Genomic DNA, 17,571 nt, shown 5'->3' with positions numbered 1-17,571 from the left:
TTGATGATGTTCAAGAAGATCATGGCCACCGCCGCCACCACCGCCGCCGTCCTCGGCGCCGGAGCTGCCGTCGCCGCCCCCGCCATGGCCATCGGCAACGACAACGGGATCAACACGGTCAACGGCAACGGTGCCTCGCAGATCTACGGCAACCAGAAGACCACCGGCGACAAGAGCCCGCAGCTCAGCCTGGTCCAGGGCACCCTCAACAAGCCCTGCATCGGCCTGCCCGCCAAGCTCAACGTCCAGTCGCTGTTCGCCGTCCTCCTCAACGTCGGCGTCCAGGACATCAACGTCCTGTCCAACCCGCAGAACCAGCAGTGCACCGAGAACTCCACCCAGGCCAAGGGCGACGAGCCGCTGTCGCACATCCTGGAGAACATCCCGGTGCTCTCGGGCAACCTCTCCGCCGGCAGCTGACCTGTCGCCGTCCCCGGTCCGGTCCGGGACCCTTGTTGCTGCGCGAGTGCCCAGGGGTCCCGGCCGCCTCTTCCCCGAGTGAGTGGTCGTGGATCCCCTTCCGCGCAGGACGCTGCTGCAGGCGGCTTCGGGCAGCGCCGTGGCGGCACTGCTGGTCCGGGCCGGCCACTCCCCCGCCTCGGCCGCCCCGGCCGTCGGCAGTGGGGCCCCCGCACCCGAGGACCCGGTCCGGTTGCGGTTCACCGGCTCGACCAACGGTGCGGCGACCGCCACCGCGAGCGGGGACCGGTTCATCGCCGAGGTGCAGAACATCCTGTGGTCGGTGCCGCCGGACGGGTCTCCCGCCACCCCGCTGACCCCGCCCGACCTGGAGCCGTGCCGTCCGGTGTTCTCGCCCGACGGCCGGCTGGTGGCGATGAGCGCCTACCGCGGCGGCACCTTCCACATCTGGGTGATGCGCCCGGACGGCTCGGGCCTGCGCCGGCTCACGGACGGCCCCGTGGACAGCCGGTCGCCCGCCTGGTCTCCCGACGGCCGGACCCTCGCCTACTGCTCCGAACACGGCGGAGACCCGGTGGCGGGCAGCCCGTACCGGATCTGCACCGTCCCGGTCCACGGCGGCCGAGTGCGCCGGCTGACCGGCCTGCCCGGCCAGGAAGGCCCCGGCCAGGAAGGCGCCTGGGAGGACTTCGACCCGGCCTGGTCCCCGGACGGCTCACGGGTGCTGTTCATCCGGGGCGTCCTCACCGGTGACGTCCTCACCGCCCGGACCGTCGCCTCCGTGGCCGCCGACGGCTCCGGACCCGTACGCGTCGAACACACCGCCGCCGACGGCAGGTTGCTGGCCCCGGCCGTCTCCCCCGCCGGGCGCACCGCCTGGCTGGGGGCGCTTCCCGGGCCCCGCAAGGCCGAGTACATCACCCTGTTCGTGGACGGGCGCCCCGTCGCCCTCGACGGCGAGATCGCGCCCGCTCCCCCGCGCTGGATCGGCGACGAGCAGCTGCTGCTCACCCTCGACGGCCGGTTCCGCGTGATCCAACCCCACCGCGGCACCGCCGCCCGCGAGATCGCCTTCGACGCCACCCTCGAGGTGCGCCGGCCCCGGTACCGGGTCAAGGAGTACGTGCTGGAGGCCGATCGGAGCCGCCCGGTCCGCGGTCTCCACCTGCCCGCCCTGTCACCGGACGGGCGCAGCGTGGCCTTCGCCGCGCTGAACGCCCTGTGGATCGCCCCCGTCACGGGCGGCGGGCCGCCGCGCAAGGTCGTCCAGGCGCCGGCCACCGCCTACGTGCAGGGGCCGGTGTGGACCCCGGACGGCCGGGCGCTGGTCTACACCGACGACCGCGACGGGCTGAACACCGTACGCCGCCGGGAGCTGTCCGGCGGGCAGGAGCGCGTCCTCGCTCCCGGCGGGCGCGTGTACGGGGTCCTCGCCCCGGACGGCAAGCGGCTGGCCGCCCTGGACCTGGCCGGCCGGCTCCTCGTACGCGATCTGGCGACGGGGACGGAGAAGGTCCTGGCGGAGGCGCTCGGCGGGGGTGGCCTGCCCGGTCCGCCGAGCTGGTCGCCGGACGGCCGGTACGTGGCACTCTGCGACCGCAACCGGCTCAACCGGCGGTTCCGCGAAGGCCACAACCTCATCCGGATCGTGGACACCGGGACCGGAGCGGCACGCCTGTACGGCCTCGCCCCGCACGCCTCGCTCTCCGACCGGTACGCGTCCGGGCCCGTCTGGTCGCCCGACGGCCGCTTCCTGGCCTGTGTCAGCGAGTCCGCGCTGTGGCTGCTGCCGGTCTCCGCGGACGGCACGCCCGCCGGGCCGGCCCGCCGGCTGACCGACGAGCCGGCCGACCACCCCTCGTGGTCCGCCGACGCGCGCACCCTGCTGTACCAGTCCAACGCCCGGCTGCGGCTGCTGGCCCTCGACGCCGCCGGGGCGCCTGCGGCGGCTCCCCGGACCGTGCCGGTCGCCCTGACCTACCGGCGCCCAACGCCCGTCGACACCGTCGTGCACGCCGGGCTGCTGTGGGACGGCACCGGCTCCGCACCGCGCACCGGCGTCGACATCCTGATCCGCGGGGGCCGGATCACCGCCGTCGAGCCGCACCGCGCCGGCCGGCGCGCCGCACGCACCGTGGACGCCTCCGACGCCACCGTTCTGCCGGGCCTGTGGGACGCCCACGTGCACCCGTACCCGTACACCTACGGAGCCCGCCAGGGACTCCTCCAGCTCGCCTACGGCATCACCACCGCCGTCTCCCTCGGCGGGTCGGCGTACGAACAGGCCCGGCTGAGGGAGGACCTGCGGGCCGGGCGGCTCGCCGGGCCCCGGCTGCTGGCGGGCGGTGAGCTCCTCGACGGCTCCCGGGTCGCCTACAGCATGGGGCGCGCCCATCGCACCCGCGAGGGGTTCAGCCGCTCCCTGGCCCGGGCCGCGGCGCTGGACTGGGACTTCGTCAAGACGTACGTCCGCGCTCCGTACGAGCAGATGGCCGAGGCCGCCCGCTTCGCGCACGACCGACTCGGGGTCGCGGCCGGGTCCCATCTGTGCGCCCCCGGGATCCAGTCGGGGCAGGACCTGACGACACATCTGGTGGCGACCGAGCGGGCCGAGTTCGGGCACGGCGCGACCCCGCAGGGGCACACGTACCAGGACACGGTGGAGGTGTACGCGCGCGGCGGCTTCGACCTCATCGCCACCCCCTTCACCGCCCTCCCCCTGATCGGGGCCGATCCGGCGGCTGCCGCGGACCGCCGGGTGACGGACATGATGCCGCCGTGGGACGTGGCGGCGCTGAAGACGGCCGCCGCGAGGCCGCCGAGCAGCGAGGAACTCGCGGTGCTGGAACGGGAGGTGGGCGTCTACCGGCGCGTCCTGCGGGGCGGTGGACGGGTGGCACTGGGCAGCGACGCGCCGATCACCCCGGTCGGGCTCCACCTCCACCTGGCCCTGCGCGCGCTGCACCGGTACGGGCTGTCCGCCGCCGAGGCGCTGACCACGGTGACCCGCACCCCGGCCCGCGTCTTCGGCGTCGAGGACCGCCTCGGCACGGTCGAGCCCGGCAAGCTGGCCGACCTCACCGTCGTCGACGGCGACCCCTTCGCGGACTTCGCGGCGCTGATCCGGGTCCGCGCGAGCGTCCGCGGCGGCACGGTCCACGAACGCCGGGCCCTGGAGGCCGCCTTCGCGGGGACCGCCGTACCGGCCGCTCCGTCCGACGAGTGGAGTGCCGTCATCCGGCAGCTGCTCCGGGACGGCTGTTGCACCGCTGAGGTCCCCGGGTCGAGTTGATCTCCAGAAGGCCTCCACACCCCGTGCCTAGGTTCTCGTGACGGGTCTCTCCGCAGGTGAGGGACAGCACACAGGACATATTCACGGGGGAACGATGGAAATCACCCAGCCTCTCGTTCTGCAGGCCGCGACATGGTTGCCGGAGGAGCGGGAGACGACCGCCGAGGTCGTGGCATCGGGCCGGATGACCGAGGAGGAAGCCCGGGAGATCGGGCTGACCGCGGTGCCGGCGGCCGACATACCGGGGCCGGACCTGGCCGTACGGGCAGCCGAGCGCGTCCTCGCGGCGGCGGAGTACGATCCCGCGCGGCTCGACCTCGTGGCGCACGCCTGGATCTACCACCAGGGCCACGACTTCTGGTCGCCCCCTCACTACGTCGCCGACCGGATCGGCGCCCGCGAAGCGCTGCCGCTCGGTGTGCAGCACATGTCGAACGGCGGTGCGGCCGCCCTGGGCGTCGCCGTGGACAGGCTCCTCGCCGATCCGCGGGCCGAATCGGCGCTGGTCACCACCGGCGACCGGTTCGCGGCGCCCGGGTTCGACCGGTGGACGGCGGACTACGGCGCCATCTACGGCGACGCGGGCACGGCGGCGCTGCTGCGGCGCCGCGCCGAGGGCGGGTCCGGCGGGACGTTCCTGCTGCGCTCGCTGTGCTCCGCGACGGCGGCGGAGTTCGAGGCGATGTACCGGGGCAGGAACCCCTTCACTCCGGCGGCTCGGTGGGACGGCGGCACCATCGACATCAGGCGCCCCAAGAAGGCCTATCTCGAAATGAACGGCGGGATGGCCGCCTTCATGAAGACCGCCACGGAAAGCGTCCGTTCGATCCTGCTGCAGTCGCTGGCGGAGGCGGGCCTCGAACCCGGCGATCCGCGGATCCGCTGGGTGGCCCTGCCACGGCTGAGCACCCACATCCTCGCCGGGACGAGCGCCCTGATCACCGAGCTGACGAAGGCGGAGATCGTCCAGGAGCGCGAGGGCAGCGGCCACCTGGGAGCGGGAGACGTGCTGGCCAATCTGGCCGACCTCTCCTCCTCGTACGACCTCGAGGCCGGGGAGTTCGCCGTGGTGATCGGTGGCGGCGGCGGATTCACCTGGTCCTGTGCCGTGGTCCAGGCGGGCTGAGAGACACCCCGCGTGCGGCCGGGGGCCGGGGCCGGCAGAGGCCGTGCCCCGGCCCCGCCCCCGGCCGCACTCGACCTACCCCTTGTTCGTGTACCGAGGTAAAGGACATTCCGTTGAACCGACCGGTGGTGGCCGTCACGGCCGACAGGGCCCTGCTCAACTGGACCATCTGGAAGGACGTGCCGATCGCCGCCCTGCCGCTGGCGTACATCGCCAAGGTGGTCGACGCGGGCGGCGCGCCGATGCTGACCCTGCCCGAGCCCGAGTCCGTCGAGGCCGTCGTGTCCCGGGCCGACGCGCTGCTGATGACCGGCGGCCAGGACATCGAGCCATGGCGGTACGGCGCCGAGGCCGACCCGCACACCCTGCCGCCGGACCCGGTCCGCGACGAGGCCGAACTCGCGGCGCTGGCAGTGGCCGAGCGGCGCGGCATCCCGGTGCTGGGGATCTGCCGCGGCCTGCAGCTGATATCGATCTCCCGGGGCGGCACATTGAACCAGCACCTGCCGCAGCACTCGCCGGCCGTCCCCGGGCAGTACGACCCCCGCCGGATCCGGATCGACGCGGACACGCGGATCGGCTCCGCGATGGGCACCTCCGCGACCGTGCACTGCCACCACCACCAGGGCATCGACAAGCTGGGTGCAGGGCTGGTGGCCACCGCCTGGTCGGAGGACGGCGTGATCGAAGCCGCCGAGGATCCGACGGCCCCGTTCGTCGTCGGCCTCCAGGCCCACGCGGAGCTGGGCGAGGACACCGTGCCGCTGTTCCGGGCCTTCATCGACGCGGCGCGAGCCGGGGCGCGTTGAGGCCGGATGCCGGCGGGCCGGTGGGCTGTCTGCCGGGGGCCGGCCGTTGAGCCCGGCCGTCGAGGTCAGCCGTTCACGTGGCGGCTGCCTCCTGGCCCCGGGCGGCGGCCCAGGCCTGAGCGAACAGTTCGTGCACCGGCACCGGAGCGAGCAGCCGGAGGAACGGGCCGTCCGGGTCCGGGCCGGAGACGGTGGCCAGGTGGGTGGCCGTCTTGGCGGTTTCCAGGGGGAGGTGCGGGGGCTTCAGGTCCGTCCACGGTCCCGGGACGAAGGCGGTGCGTCCGGCGCGGGCGCGGCGGGCGGCGAGCACCGCGCCGGCGGCCACCAGCTCCGCGCGGGCGGCCTTGTGCCGGTCCTGGGTCCAGGCGTTCCAGCGCCGCACGTTCTGGTCGGTGGGCCGGGCGAGGGCCAGCAGCTGGAGGTGGAGGGCGGCGGCGTCCTGGCCGACCCCCAGTGTCCGGGCCGCCTCCGCGACCAGGTCCGGGGTGCTGAGCGCCGGGTTCAGTTCGTAGCCGCCGGGCGGTACCGGGGTGGCGGCGGCCCGCTCGGCCGTCCGGGCCAGGCCGTCGAAGAGCCGCTGGTGGCGGTGTACGAGCTCCAGCAGCCGGGTCAGGCGTAGTTCGGCGCAGAGCCGGCCCGCGCGCTGCACCCGCTCCGGTTCGGCCAGTGCGCCGGGGCGCAGGAAGACGTCGCCGGCGGGTACGGCGACCACGAACAGGCCGTCGTCGTATGCCGTCGAGGCCTCGACCGCCTGCTCCCCCGCCGGCTGCGGGCCCGGTAGGACGGGGCCCTGGTAGGGGGCGAAGGCCGGGTCGCCGGGCACCGCCTCGGCGAGCGGCCGGAACCGGCCCAGGGGGATCAGCGTGCCGGGGTCGTCGAGGACGGTCCGCAGCCGGGAGTACAGGGCGAGGGCGCCCGCGGCGGCCGGATCGGCGACCGGCCGCTCGGTCAGGGCCCAGGCGATCACCGACGCGGCCGCCCGGTGCGCGGGGCGGGTGGCGGGCACCCGGGGGCCGGCCGTGCCGTCGGGGCCCGCGTGGTGGAGGTCGAGTCCGCCGGTCGCGCTGCCGGCGAGGACGTAGCCGCCCTCGCCGAGGAAGGCCTCGCTCTCCGGGGCCCGGCCGGCCGGGAGGGAGCGCGCCCATGCGTCGGCGAGGCCCAGTTCGGACTCCAGTGCCACGGCGAGGCCCTCGTCCACGTACGGGACGGTGCCGAGCAGCCCGGCCCAGACGGCGGCCATGCGTTCCGCTGCCGCGACGGTCCCGCCCGGCGCCCACAGCTCGGCCGGGTCCTGCGGCAGGCCGGCGGCGAGCACCGCGCGCCGGCCGGCGTCGCCGAGGCGGTGGCGGTAGTCGGCGTACTCGCGGGCCACGTCCTTGTTCGCCTTGTACGGTGCCGAGCGCAGCAGCTTCAGGTGGTCGCGGTGGTCCTCGCGGGCGGGCAGCCCGCCGAGGACCAGGGCGGCGATCGGGCGCCGTACCCCGGTGCGCCAGCAGAAGAGGTCCACCGCTTCGGGATGGAGGGGCAGCGGGCCGTGTTCGGCGAGGAGTTCCAGCAGGCGGGGCAGGCGGGCGCGGTCGTCCCCGGCGATGGTGAAGGTCTCGCATTCCTCGGCCCCGGCGGGTTCCGGTGCGGCGGCGGGCTGGAGGAAGCGGGCCAGGCCGCCGCGTTCGGCGGCGGAGGCCACCGGGCCGGCGGTCCGGCAGGCGGAGAGCTGCTGTTCGGGGGCGCGGCCGGTGCGCCAGGCCCCGCCCGGTTCGGCGAACGGCTGGGTGCTCCAGGTCTCCAGCAGCGCTACGAGGGCGGCGCGGTCCTCGTCGGAGGTGGGTGCGGTGGCGGCCCGCCAGGCCACGGCGTCGATCCGGCCGACCAGGACGGCCCATTCGGCGGGTCTGGCGGGCAGTGCGAGGCGCCTGGTCTCGTCGTCGATCTCACCGCGCAGGTGGCGGCCGTCCGCGGCGACGGCGGTGAGCAGCGCGGGGTGGGGCTGGGGCACATGGGCCTCGTAGGCGCGGAGTTCCGGCAGCAGGCCGCACAGGGCGGGGGTGAGGACGGTGTCCGGGACCGGGGTGCCCAGGTGCACCGCCGGGCCCGATCGCATGATGGCCACCCGGCGGGACAGTTCCCGGCGGCGGCGCAGGATGTCGGCGGCCAGCTGCGCGGCGCGTGCCACACCGGCCTGGACGCGGGGTTCGGTCACTCCGGCCAGGGACGGCGAGCGGTCCGGGTCGGATTGCAGGGCGGCGTCGAGGAGGGCCCGTACGGCGTCGTCGTCCACGGTCCGCAGCGCCTTGGAGGAGGTTTCGTCGCGCGGGGTCAGGAAGTGCCAGAACGCGGGCGGCGGGACCGGGCCGGCCTGCTCGCCGAGGGTGCGGGTGCGGCGGGTCTTCGTGTCGGAGCCGGGGAAGCCGGGGACCTGCCAGAGCAGGGAGTTGTCCTCGGCCGCGTGGCAGCGGATGATCTCCTCGCCGGCCAGCACCCCGTCCTCGCCGCCCTGCGGCAGGCCGATGATGCCCCAGGGGCGGCGGCCCCAGCGGCGGCTGCGGTAGTGGGCGCGGCGGCCGTCGACGGACTCGAGGAGGAATTCCCGTGGGGAGTAGCCGGACCACGGGGTGCGGTTGAAGACCCGGCAGCCGACCAGCGGGCCGTCCTGGCCGAGCGGGGAGGCGGGTGCGCCGGGCGGCATGGCCGCCAGGATCTGGCCGTCCTTGTAGTGCTCCATGCCCGGCGGTACGTCGACGCCGCGGTGGAACGCGGGCAGGGTGCGGTCGGCGGTCGGTTCTCCGGTGAGCGGGTCGAGGCGGGCCCAGGTCTCCACGGAGTGGAACACCCTGGCGCTCCAGAAGCCTTCGCCGTCGCTCATCTGCATGTCGCGGTGGCCGATGCCTTCGCGGCCGCCGGGGCGCAGGATCCGCTCTCCGTCGTACCGGCCGCCGCCGTCCGGGCTCTCGAACTGGAAGCCGAGTCCGCCCTGGATGCTGCTGCCGTAGGGGCGCAGGCCCAGCTGGTGCTCGGGTTCGAAGACGTCCTCGGGCCGGTCGGCCCAGAAGGCGTGCTCCCCCCAGGTGTTGCGGGCGTGGTCGGTCCAGCTCACCAGGAACCGTCCGCCCACCCAGTGCACGGTGTGCGCGGTGGCGTCGTCGGGGATCTCGAAGGAGCACTGACCGCGGCGGCCGGCGTGGTCGACGGCGACGGCCCGGCCGGTGCCGTACACGGTGAGGACGGGCCAGGTGGAGGTGACCTGTACGGTCTCGTCCGGGCCGAAGCCGGACAGCGCCTCCTCCAGGGCGGGCCAGCCGAGTTCCTCGGGCAGTCCGGCGCGCAGGGCGCGGGCCAGCGGGCCGGTCAGGTCCAGTCCGGCCAGGGCCTCCTCGATCCCGTCGAGGGCGGTGGTCGTCGGCCGGTCCAGCAGCTCGCGCAGTTCGTCCACGGCTTCGTCGGCCGCGGCGAGGCCGCCGCCGCGGAGCGCGCCGAGGAGGTTCTCTATCCGGCTGTGCACTTCGGCGGCGATGCCGGCGTTCTGCGGGAGCCGGGTGATCGCGGTGCCGCCGCCGCGGAGTCCGGCGTGCACGGTGCCTTCGAGCCGGCGTCCGAACACCGGGTCGGCGGCGAGGGCCTTGAGGTCGCGCTGGGAGTGCTCGTCCCAGAATTCCAGTCGCACGGCGGGGCCCGGGTCCTCGACGGGGATGTCCTCGGCCAGGCAGGCGTCCAGCAGGTCGGCGTCCAGGTGCTGGTAGCGGTAGCGGTCCTCGTGCAGCCGCACCGGGGTGCCGGCGGCCCGCAGCCTCGGGGCGAACCGGGCCACCAGGCCGAAGAGTTCGGGGGGCATGGGCTGGCGGACCACTCCGCCCCAGGCGGGGCGGTGGGAGTAGGCGCGCGCATACCGGCGCAGCCAGTCGCCGAGCCCGCCCTCGGGGTCGATGCGGCCGGCCGCGGCGGCTTCGGCCGCGCCCGAGTTCAGCAGGATCCGCAGCCAGGCGGCCGCGTTGTTCTTCGATTCCGGGAACAGGTCGAGCAGGGCGGCTCGCACCTCGTCACCGGGCTGGTGCTCGCCCAGCAGGTCCGCGACCGCGGCCAGCAGGCGGTCGGGCACCGCCTTGCCGCGCGCCGTGGCCACCAGCTGCCCCAGGACCCGGGCTTCCTCGGCCGGGTCCAGTCCGGCGGCCCGGGCCGATGCCCGGACCCGGCGGGCCAGGTCGGCGGGCAGCTCGCCCGGGGAAGCCGCCCAGGCGGTGAGGACCCGTACGAACTCCTGGTGCGCCGGGCCGGGTTCGAGGGCGGCGGCCAGCCAGGCCTGGTGTCCGCTCAGTTCGGTGGCGGGGAGGGCGCCGTGGCTTGCGTACAGCAGGACGTTCGCCCGGTGCCAGTCGGGGTCGACCGGCAGCTGGTGGGCGCGCTCCGCCTTGCGGGCGAGGGTGTAGCAGCGGGCGGCGGCGCGCTGCTGCCCGGTGAGGAGCCAGTGGCCGACCGTGTCCCAGAACCAGGGCAGGTGCGCGGGCGGCAGCTGCCGTGCCTGGAACTCCATCCCGTCCACGAACCGGCCCGGCTTCTCGTACGCACGCATCCGGGCCTTGTCGGCCACGTCGATCAGGGCGAGCGCGGCCGGCTCGGCGCCGGGGTCGTGGGCGCGGACCCAGTCGGTGTACACCGCGGAGGTGCGCGGGTTGGACGGAAGGAGGATCTGGCTGGTCATGCACCGATCTTGGCAGGTGCCACTGACAGCGTCCGGCGCGGGCCGTGCCACTGACAGCGCCCGACAAGGGCCGTGCCACTGACCGCGCCCGGCACGGGCCGGTCCGCCCGTGCCGGCACCCCGGCCTGAGCCCCCCTCAGCTCGGGGAGGCGGGTTCAGCTCAGGAAGGCGGCGGTGGCGGACACGAACCGGTCTGCGTCGTCGAGCCAGGGGAAGTGTCCGGCTCCGGGCTGGATTTCGAGCCGGGCGTTCGGGAACAGCCCGGTGAACTCGGCCACCGCCTTGGGCGGGGCACCCAGATCGGCCTCTCCGGCGAGCAGCAGCACCGGTGCCGGCAGGGCAGCGAGGGCCGTGCGGGTGGCGTCCGGGTCGTAGGCGCCCTCCGCGCCGAAGGCAGCCGCGGCCTCCTGGTTCCGCTGCCGGTGCTCGGCGGCCTGATGGGCTTGGGCCGCGGCGTCCCAGCGGCCGTAGAAGAACGGTGCCATGGCCTGCCGGCTGTCGTCCGCGGCCCGGCCGGCCACGACGGCTTCCAGCGCCGCGAACGCCGTGGGGAACCACGGCTCGTCCCGGTGGAACCGTGCGGTCTCGCGCCGGTCGTCGCCGGTGATCGTCAGCCCCACGGCCAGTACGCTCGGCGTGATCAGTGCGAGCCTGCCGATGCGTTCCGGGTGGCGGCCTGCGTACAGCGCTGCCAGGTTCGCGCCGGCGGAGTGCGCGAGCAGGTCCGTCTCGTCCAGGCCCAGGTGCTTGCGCAGGGCCTCCACGTCGTCGACCAGTCGATCGCAGCGGTAGGAGGCGGCATCCGCCGGTTTCGCCGACCGGCCGGTGCCGCGGAGGTCCAGCCTGATCAACTGTCGGTGTGCGGAGAGGCCGCCGAGCTCGCCGAGGTAGGCGGAGTCCTGCATGGGTCCCCCGGGCAGGCAGACGAGCGGGGGGCCGTCTCCGAACACGTGGTAGGCGAGTTCGGTTCCGTCGTGTGCGGAGAAGGAAGGCATGATCGAGACCATGTCAGCGTCGTTCCGGCAGGGCAATCGGGTTTCGCCGGTGGGCCGCGAAAACTACGGCAGAGCACGCAGCCATCACGAAACGGACACAACCCGACACAACTCGTCGAGCAGAATCGTTGTCCCGGCATGGAGGAGACCATCCCTGCCCCGCGGACACCCACCATCTGGTCGTCGAAGCCGCCCGGTGCTCCCCCGGCGGTGTCCGACACACCGGTCTACGACGCCCTGGAGCGCCAGTGGCGGCGCGAAGGCCGGGAGGTACCCCGGCCACCCGCCCCGCAGGGCTGGACCAGGACCGAACCCACGGACCTGTTCCGCCGGACCTGACGACTCACCGCTCACCGCTCACCGCTCACCGCTCACCGCTCACCGACTCGACGACTCGACGACTCGACGGCTGACGGCAGCCGCTGGATCGCGACCATCGCGGCATCGTCCCCCAGGATTCCGCCGGCCGCGTGGGCGGTCAGGTCGGCACGCAGCCGGTCCAGGAGTTCCTGCGGGCCCAGGGCCGGCCAGGTCGCGAGGCGTTCCGGCAGGGGATAGAACACGCCTTTCTCGTCCCGCGCCTCCAGGACTCCGTCGGTGTAGAGGAGCACGATGTCGCCCGGCGCGAAGGCGAAGGCTTCCGGGGCGACGCGGGATTCCACGAGTGCGGCGAGGCCGAGGGGCGGGGCCGGATGGCTGACCTCGAGGGCGCTGACCTGTCCGCCGCGGAGCAGCAGCGGCGGCGGGTGCCCGCAGTTGACGAGGTGGATGACCGGGTCCTGGTCGGGAATGTCGAGCACGGCCGCGGTGACGAATCCTTCGCCCCGGTCGCCGCCGATGTCGATGCCGGGGACACCGGCGCCGTCCGGGTCCGGGGCGACGGCTCCTTCCAGATAGGCGACCAGCCCCGGCAGGCCGGCCTCCTGATGGGCTGCGGCCCGGAAGGCGCCGAGGACGAGGGCCGCGTCCCCGACCGCTTCCAGGCCCTTGCCGCGTACGTCGCCGATGATCAGCCGGGTCCCCCGGGCGGTACGGGCGGCGGCGTACAGGTCGCCGCCGATCTGCGCCTCGGCCTCGGCGGCCAGGTACACACAGGCCACGCGCAGCGGGCCGATCCGCTCGCGCAGCGGCCGCAGGACCACCTGTTGCGCGGCCTCGGCCACCGACCGCAACTGGATCAGCTCCTTCTCGTGCACTTCGCGGAGATGGGCGAAGAGCGTCACGAACACGGAGATGAGCACCAGCGAGATGATCTGAAACGTGTGGTTCAGGTCGGTGAGGCTGGTGCGGACCGCCGCGACCGTGGCCTGGGCGAGGACGGCGACCGCGCCGATGACCGCGGTGGTGCGGGGGCCGGCGAACGAGGCGGTCAGGGCTGGGGCGGCGACCAGGAACGGGCCGAGGTGGACCTCGGGCGGAGCGAGGATGTCGACCACCGTCACGAGAGCGATCAGGGCGAGCGGGACCGCCACCAGCGCGTGGCCCAGCCCTGCCGACCGGTGGTTGGCCGCCCGCAGTCGCCGAAGGTGCATCCCTCTTGCATACACCGCCCCGGTGTCGGCGGCAGGGCTGCCAGTGACGTTTCTGTGGTGAATCCGGCTAGGCCGTTGGGGTGAGTAAAGGGTGCGTAGGGAGAAGTTCTAGGGATCCCCCGGAAATGATCAGTTTTGGGTAAAGGGCCGCCGCGTCACGTCGGCCCGACCCTGCCCCTGTGCCATCGCAACCACCATGGAGGATTCGGACGATGACGTTCGGGAACACGCTGCGCGAGCAGATCGCCCAGCCCGGCACGACACCCCTGATCGGCGTATACGACATGTACTCGGCGTCCGTCGCGGCCGGGCACTACGACGGGATGTTCGTCTCCGGTTTCGGATTCGCGGCCTCGTACTACGGACTGCCCGACATCGGGTTCATCGCCTGGCCGGACATGGTCGCCTTCGTCCAGCGGCTGCGCGGCGCCTTCCCCCGGCACCACCTGCTCGTGGACATCGACGACGGATACGTCGACCCGGAAGTGGCCTGCCACGTCGTGGAAGGGCTGGAACGGATCGGGGCCTCCGGGGTCATCCTGGAGGACCAGAAGCGGCCGCGCAGGTGCGGGCATGCGGACGGCAAGCAGGTGCTGCCGCTCGCCGAGTACCTGGAGAAGCTGGAGATGGTGCTGGCCACCCGGACGGACCTGGTCGTCGTCGCGCGGACGGACGCGACCGAGGAGGCCGACATCCTGCACCGGGCGGAGGCCCTGGCCGCCACGGATGCCGATGTCGTACTGGTCGACGGGGTCCGGAGCGTGGAGTGGATCCGGCGGATCCGCAAGGTGGTCGGCGACAAGCCGCTGCTGTTCAATCAAATCGCCGGCGGCAAGTCGCCGCGCCTCTCGCTCGGCGAGCTGACCGAGCTCGGTGTCGATGTGGCGATCTACAGCACGCCCTGCCTGTTCGCGGCGCACCGGGCGATGGACACGGCCCTCACCGAGCTGCGGATCGCCGACGGACGGCTGCCGGCCACGGACGGCGCCGATGAGATCGGCGTCGGCGAGTCCACCAGGCTGCTGACGAAGAACATCGCGCGGCACCACCCCATGCGCGAGCGCGTGGGTGTGGGTGTGGGCGTGGGCGTGTGACCGTTCCGCGCCTCCGGGCCGCCGTCCTCGCGGCGGCCCTGCTGGGCGGTGGGGCGGCACCCGCCGCCGCGGGCGACAGCCTGATCACCGTCATCGACAACTCGCACGCCGACTCCGTGGTGGAGGTCGACCGGGCCGCCAACGTCCAGAGCGGCAGCGGCACCGCGGGCAGCGACCACGACGGGAGTGCCGTGGACATGCTGGCCACGCTGGTGGAGGCCGTGCATTCCGGCGAGGGGGACGGCGGCGGCTGAGCGGCGGCACGTACGGAACGGCCGGGCCCCGTGGTGGGGCCCGGCCGCTCTGCTGTTCCGGTCCTGGTCGACGCACGACGCACGACGCACGTCAGCCGTCAGCCGTCCCGGCCCTGCCAGGTGGTCACGCAGGCCTCGTTGCCTTCGCGGTCGGCGAGCACCCAGAAGGCCGGAGCACGGGCCGCCGACAGGAGGTGTCCGCCGGCCGCCAGCGCGGCCTCGATCCGTCGGAGCGCCTCGTCGTGCGGAACGCAGATGTCGAAGTGGATGCGATTGCGCTGCGGGCGCGCGAGCTCCATCTGCTGGAACCAGACCGCCGGGCCCTGCCCGAGGGGGTCGACGATCGCATCGTGGGGCCCGTCGGCTCCCGCCTCGTCGCCGTAGCCCAGAACCGCCCTCCAGAACGGGCGGATCGCGGCGATGTCGAGAGCGTCGATGGCGATCTCCAAGAGCTGGACCGACCGCGGCGCCCCCGTGCCGATCTCGGGTTCCGTTCTCAGCCCGATCCCACGGACGGCAGCGGAGATCCGATGCGCGAGGTCGACGTCAGCGGTGGTCACCGCTGCCTGGTCGGAGGACTGCAGGGTGAGGACGACCCTTCGGGGTCTGACGTCGAGGGAAAGGTGTCGGTCCGCATCCTCACCGCATGCCGTGACCGCGATGGTCGCCACCTCCGTCGCCGAAGCCAGCGACCCGACCGGGACCGATGTTCGCAGGGTGCCCAGCAGGAGACGCCATCCCTGGTCGCCGACCGCGTCCGAGGCTTCCTCGCGAGTCAGTGCTGCTTCCATGCCGGGCATCCTCGCAGCCGCGACTGACGATTACCTGCCCGATCGGAGATCCGGGACCGCCAGGTCCGGCCGCCTCAGTCCGGCCGCCTCAGGTCCGGTTGCCTCGGTCCGGCCGCCAGGTCCGGTCGCCGCAGCTCCCGCCGCCTCAGGTTCGCCGCCGCAGGTCCGGACGCCTCAGCTCCCGCCGCCGCAGCTCCGGCCGCCTCAGGTCCGGCCGCCTCAGGTCCGGCCGCCTCAGGTCGGGTCGCCGCAACTCCCGCCGCCTCAGGTTCGGCGCCTCAGGTCCGGCTGCCAGGTCCCGCCGCCTCAGGTCCGGTCGTCCTCTGCCCGGTCCTCCTGCAACGTACGCATCCGCTCCGGGTCGGCCGGCGGCTGCGAGGAGCCGGTGCCCGTCCGGGACGCGACCCCGGGCGGGCGGCCGTGCTCGTCCACCATCGCGCCGTCCTGCTGCAGCCGAGACCCGAGTCCCTTCGGCCGGTCCTCTTCCCTGGCACCCATCGGCCCACCTCCTACGGCGCCCCTGCCCCGGCCGACCGGCCGTATGCACGCTCGGCGGCAGGCGGCACGGCGCGGAGGTCGGGGCCGAAGCGTTATCGTTCCGGGCCCTTCCTGCGGCCCGGCGCCGGTACGGTCCTGCACCATGCCCGTCAGACCCACCGCCCCCGCCCTCGCCCTCCTCCTGGCCGCCGCCGCGCTCGCCGGCTGCGCCCCGCAGGGGGCCACGAGCGGCTCCGCCACCCCCGCCGGTACGGCCTCGGCCGGAGCGGCGGCCGGCTCGGCGGCCACCTCGGCGGCCGGATCCCCGGCCCTGCCGTCCCCGGCCGGCACCCCGTCGGCCACCCTGGCGGCCGGCTCTCCCTCGCCCTCGCCCACCGCGGCGCAGCCCCGCCCGGTGGCACCGTCCCCGAGCCGGGTGGCGCCCACGCCCCCGCCCGCGTCGGCGACTCGGCTCGCGATGTCGGTGTCGGCGCCGGGCGGCCGGCTCGCGCTGGTCCGCGGGGGCCCCGCCCAGGAGTTCAGCGTCACCCTGCGGAACGGCAACACGCGCGCGTACGGGCACCTGCTGCTCGCCTTCCAGCTGGAGTCCCTGCTCTACGCGGCGGGTGATGTACGCGCGCCCGGCGACGGTGACGGCTTCGTCCTGGAGCGCCGGGACCCGGCCAGTGGCGCCTGGCGGACGGTCGAGCTGCGCATCGCCAATGACGTCATGCCGTACTGGCTGCTGCGGGGCGGCACGCCGCTCGCGCGGGACGCCGTACGCACGGAGAAGTTCCGCCTGCGCGCCCTGACCGCCGGGCCCACCGGGAGCACCCCGCTGATGGTGTCGCTGGTCGACACCGACGCCCACGGCCGCGTCGGCTCCCTCTCCCTCCAGCACACCACGACCCGCCGCTGACGCCGTTCCCGGCCGGCGGGGACGTCCGCGGCGGCCGGGGCATCCACTCAGCGGCAGAGTTCGTCGAGGTCGTCGAGGAACGTCGGGAACGCTCGGCCCGAACCTCGGCGACGATCTCCCGGGCCGGTCGGCGCGGGCTGCTCGCGTGCCGTTCGGCGAGGCCGGCCAGGGCCGTGTCCGGGCGTGCCTCGCGGTGGTCGTGCAGGGCGGCTTCCCTCGGTCCGCAGCCGTCGGCCTCAGTCCGAAGCCGTCGGCCAGGACCCACAGGAAGCCGGACAGGTTCCCGGCTCCAGCAGGCCGCTCTCACTCTCCGAGCCCATGAACACCACGGGCTGCTCGGCGAGGGGCCGACCCGGCCGGGCGCACCAGACGGCGGCGAGGCCGCCGCTGCCGTCCTGCCCGAAGACCCGGTACGCGCCGCCGTCGAGCTCGTGGTTGCCGGTCCAGTGAGGGCTAGCGCCGAGGTAAGCCCAAAAAGCCGCCAGTTCTTGATCTCGGCGGATGTGGTGGTCGGTCAGCTCGACGCAGGCTGGCAGCCGGGAGTGCGTTGACGCGGTCTCGTACTCGCGGCGGGCCTTGCCTGGGCCGGGAGCGCCGCGGTGCCGTCGAGGACCTGGCAGAGGTCGAGGAGTCGCCAGTGGACCGCGAGGACGGCGGTGACGCGCAGGGTGTAGCCCTGGCCGCGTCGTACGGTGATGCCCTGGTCGAGTGCCCGCCGAGCGCGCCAGGTCCGCGACGGCGGTACGGAGGCGCCGCAGCTGACGTCATGGTCGCGGGCGAGGGCGGCGATGGAGCGGCCTTCCAGGTACGCGGTGCGCACTCGTCGGCCTTCGTGGCTGGGACGGCGGGGCGGCGCCCGCCCTTGTTGCCCTTCGTCTCGGCGGCCCGCAGCCCGTCGTACGTCAGTTCGCGCTGGAGGTCGCGCTGGAGTTCGCCGGCGGCGGCGAGGGTCTGCACCATGAATTTCACGGTGGACAACAGCTCGCCGGTACGCGGGTGGCACGGACGGGCCTGCCGCCGGGCGTCGCGGCGGCGAACGGGGTGAGAGTTCACCGATCCGACCTTTTCCCGAGCGCGGCAAAACATCGCCGGCATCCAAGGGCGGGCTCGCCCGTAAGGCAGGCGGAAATCGGGAGCACAATTAGCGATATACGGAACGGCGGAATGCA

14 protein-coding genes and 1 pseudogene are annotated in these 17,571 nt (G+C 74.2%); 8 read left to right on the top strand and 7 right to left on the bottom strand.

From position 1 onward, the window contains the following. Positions 1–6: 6 nt before the first annotated feature. From AB0447_RS17850 to AB0447_RS17835, 4 genes are all read left to right on the top strand, one after another. On the top strand, positions 7–420 hold the full coding sequence (locus AB0447_RS17850; protein ID WP_366477738.1) for a rodlin: 414 nt from the start codon (positions 7–9) through the stop codon (positions 418–420). Between the two features lie 88 nt (positions 421–508). Beyond that, complete coding sequence (locus AB0447_RS17845; RefSeq protein WP_366477622.1) at positions 509–3,712, top strand: amidohydrolase family protein; 3,204 nt, start codon at positions 509–511, stop codon at positions 3,710–3,712. A gap of 94 nt (positions 3,713–3,806) precedes the next feature. After that, the gene (locus AB0447_RS17840) at positions 3,807–4,838 is read left to right on the top strand and encodes a ketoacyl-ACP synthase III family protein (RefSeq protein ID WP_366477621.1); all 1,032 of its coding nucleotides are present in this window, start codon (positions 3,807–3,809) and stop codon (positions 4,836–4,838) included. Between the two features lie 113 nt (positions 4,839–4,951). Further along, positions 4,952–5,647 (top strand): gamma-glutamyl-gamma-aminobutyrate hydrolase family protein, encoded by a 696-nt coding sequence (locus AB0447_RS17835; RefSeq protein WP_366477620.1) that lies wholly within the window; start codon positions 4,952–4,954, stop codon positions 5,645–5,647. Positions 5,648–5,720: 73 nt separating this feature from the next. On the opposite strand, the gene AB0447_RS17830 is transcribed toward AB0447_RS17835, so the two are convergent. Together AB0447_RS17830 and AB0447_RS17825 are read right to left on the bottom strand one after the other, a co-directional pair. Then, a complete protein-coding gene (locus AB0447_RS17830) occupies positions 5,721–10,340 on the bottom strand; it encodes a hypothetical protein (protein ID WP_366477619.1) in 4,620 nt (1,539 codons plus the stop codon). Between the two features lie 155 nt (positions 10,341–10,495). Next, positions 10,496–11,335 carry an alpha/beta hydrolase gene (locus AB0447_RS17825; RefSeq protein ID WP_366477618.1) on the bottom strand — a complete coding sequence of 280 codons (840 nt, stop codon included), beginning with the start codon at positions 11,333–11,335 and terminating at the stop codon, positions 10,496–10,498. Between the two features lie 138 nt (positions 11,336–11,473). Between AB0447_RS17825 and AB0447_RS17820 the strand changes: the two genes are divergently transcribed. Continuing rightward, positions 11,474–11,674 (top strand): hypothetical protein, encoded by a 201-nt coding sequence (locus tag AB0447_RS17820; protein ID WP_366477617.1) that lies wholly within the window; start codon positions 11,474–11,476, stop codon positions 11,672–11,674. 32 nt (positions 11,675–11,706) lie between these two features. On the opposite strand, the gene AB0447_RS17815 is transcribed toward AB0447_RS17820, so the two are convergent. Continuing rightward, positions 11,707–12,867: a PP2C family protein-serine/threonine phosphatase gene (locus AB0447_RS17815; protein ID WP_366477616.1), complete on the bottom strand. Its 1,161-nt coding sequence runs from the start codon at positions 12,865–12,867 to the stop codon at positions 11,707–11,709. A gap of 212 nt (positions 12,868–13,079) precedes the next feature. On the opposite strand from AB0447_RS17815, the gene AB0447_RS17810 reads away from it, so the two are divergent. Then, the gene (locus AB0447_RS17810) at positions 13,080–13,961 is read left to right on the top strand and encodes an isocitrate lyase/PEP mutase family protein (RefSeq protein WP_366477615.1); all 882 of its coding nucleotides are present in this window, start codon (positions 13,080–13,082) and stop codon (positions 13,959–13,961) included. After that, entirely contained in the window at positions 13,958–14,215 is a 258-nt protein-coding gene (locus tag AB0447_RS17805; RefSeq protein WP_366477614.1) for a hypothetical protein, read from the top strand. Before AB0447_RS17810 ends, AB0447_RS17805 begins: the two co-directional genes overlap by 4 nt. Positions 14,216–14,313: 98 nt before the next feature. On the opposite strand, the gene AB0447_RS17800 is transcribed toward AB0447_RS17805, so the two are convergent. Together AB0447_RS17800 and AB0447_RS17795 are read right to left on the bottom strand one after the other, a co-directional pair. Then, on the bottom strand, positions 14,314–15,006 hold the full coding sequence (locus tag AB0447_RS17800) for a VOC family protein (RefSeq protein ID WP_366477613.1): 693 nt from the start codon (positions 15,004–15,006) through the stop codon (positions 14,314–14,316). Between the two features lie 306 nt (positions 15,007–15,312). Beyond that, positions 15,313–15,504, bottom strand: coding sequence for a hypothetical protein (locus AB0447_RS17795; protein WP_366477612.1), 192 nt, complete (start codon positions 15,502–15,504; stop codon positions 15,313–15,315). Between the two features lie 142 nt (positions 15,505–15,646). On the opposite strand from AB0447_RS17795, the gene AB0447_RS17790 reads away from it, so the two are divergent. Then, positions 15,647–16,402 carry a hypothetical protein gene (locus tag AB0447_RS17790; protein ID WP_366477611.1) on the top strand — a complete coding sequence of 252 codons (756 nt, stop codon included), beginning with the start codon at positions 15,647–15,649 and terminating at the stop codon, positions 16,400–16,402. A gap of 47 nt (positions 16,403–16,449) precedes the next feature. Here the strand turns inward: AB0447_RS17790 and AB0447_RS17785 are convergent. Together AB0447_RS17785 and AB0447_RS17780 are read right to left on the bottom strand one after the other, a co-directional pair. Beyond that, a pseudogene (locus AB0447_RS17785) lies at positions 16,450–16,851 on the bottom strand (SMI1/KNR4 family protein); the annotation flags it as partial. A gap of 65 nt (positions 16,852–16,916) precedes the next feature. Then, positions 16,917–17,222, bottom strand: coding sequence for a hypothetical protein (locus AB0447_RS17780; protein ID WP_366477610.1), 306 nt, complete (start codon positions 17,220–17,222; stop codon positions 16,917–16,919). Positions 17,223–17,571 lie beyond the last annotated feature (349 nt).

Origin of the sequence: Streptomyces sp. NPDC051211 (assembly GCF_040689505.1) — a bacterium.
Classification (GTDB): Bacteria; Actinomycetota; Actinomycetes; order Streptomycetales; family Streptomycetaceae; genus Streptomyces.
The sequence above is the reverse complement of the archived record's forward strand: the minus strand, read 5'-3'. Positions and strand labels throughout refer to the sequence as shown.

Excerpts from the sequence above, each read along its gene's own strand:
- AB0447_RS17850 (WP_366477738.1), top strand. The coding sequence starts at position 7 with ATGTTCAAGAAGATCATGGCCACCGCCGCCACCACCGCCGCCGTCCTC.
- AB0447_RS17840 (WP_366477621.1), top strand. The coding sequence starts at position 3,807 with ATGGAAATCACCCAGCCTCTCGTTCTGCAGGCCGCGACATGGTTGCCG.
- AB0447_RS17830 (WP_366477619.1), bottom strand. The coding sequence starts at position 10,340 with ATGACCAGCCAGATCCTCCTTCCGTCCAACCCGCGCACCTCCGCGGTG.
- AB0447_RS17825 (WP_366477618.1), bottom strand. The coding sequence starts at position 11,335 with ATGCCTTCCTTCTCCGCACACGACGGAACCGAACTCGCCTACCACGTG.
- AB0447_RS17820 (WP_366477617.1), top strand. The coding sequence starts at position 11,474 with ATGGAGGAGACCATCCCTGCCCCGCGGACACCCACCATCTGGTCGTCG.
- AB0447_RS17815 (WP_366477616.1), bottom strand. The coding sequence starts at position 12,867 with ATGCACCTTCGGCGACTGCGGGCGGCCAACCACCGGTCGGCAGGGCTG.
- AB0447_RS17810 (WP_366477615.1), top strand. The coding sequence starts at position 13,080 with ATGACGTTCGGGAACACGCTGCGCGAGCAGATCGCCCAGCCCGGCACG.
- AB0447_RS17800 (WP_366477613.1), bottom strand. The coding sequence starts at position 15,006 with ATGGAAGCAGCACTGACTCGCGAGGAAGCCTCGGACGCGGTCGGCGAC.
- AB0447_RS17795 (WP_366477612.1), bottom strand. The coding sequence starts at position 15,504 with ATGGGTGCCAGGGAAGAGGACCGGCCGAAGGGACTCGGGTCTCGGCTG.
- AB0447_RS17790 (WP_366477611.1), top strand. The coding sequence starts at position 15,647 with ATGCCCGTCAGACCCACCGCCCCCGCCCTCGCCCTCCTCCTGGCCGCC.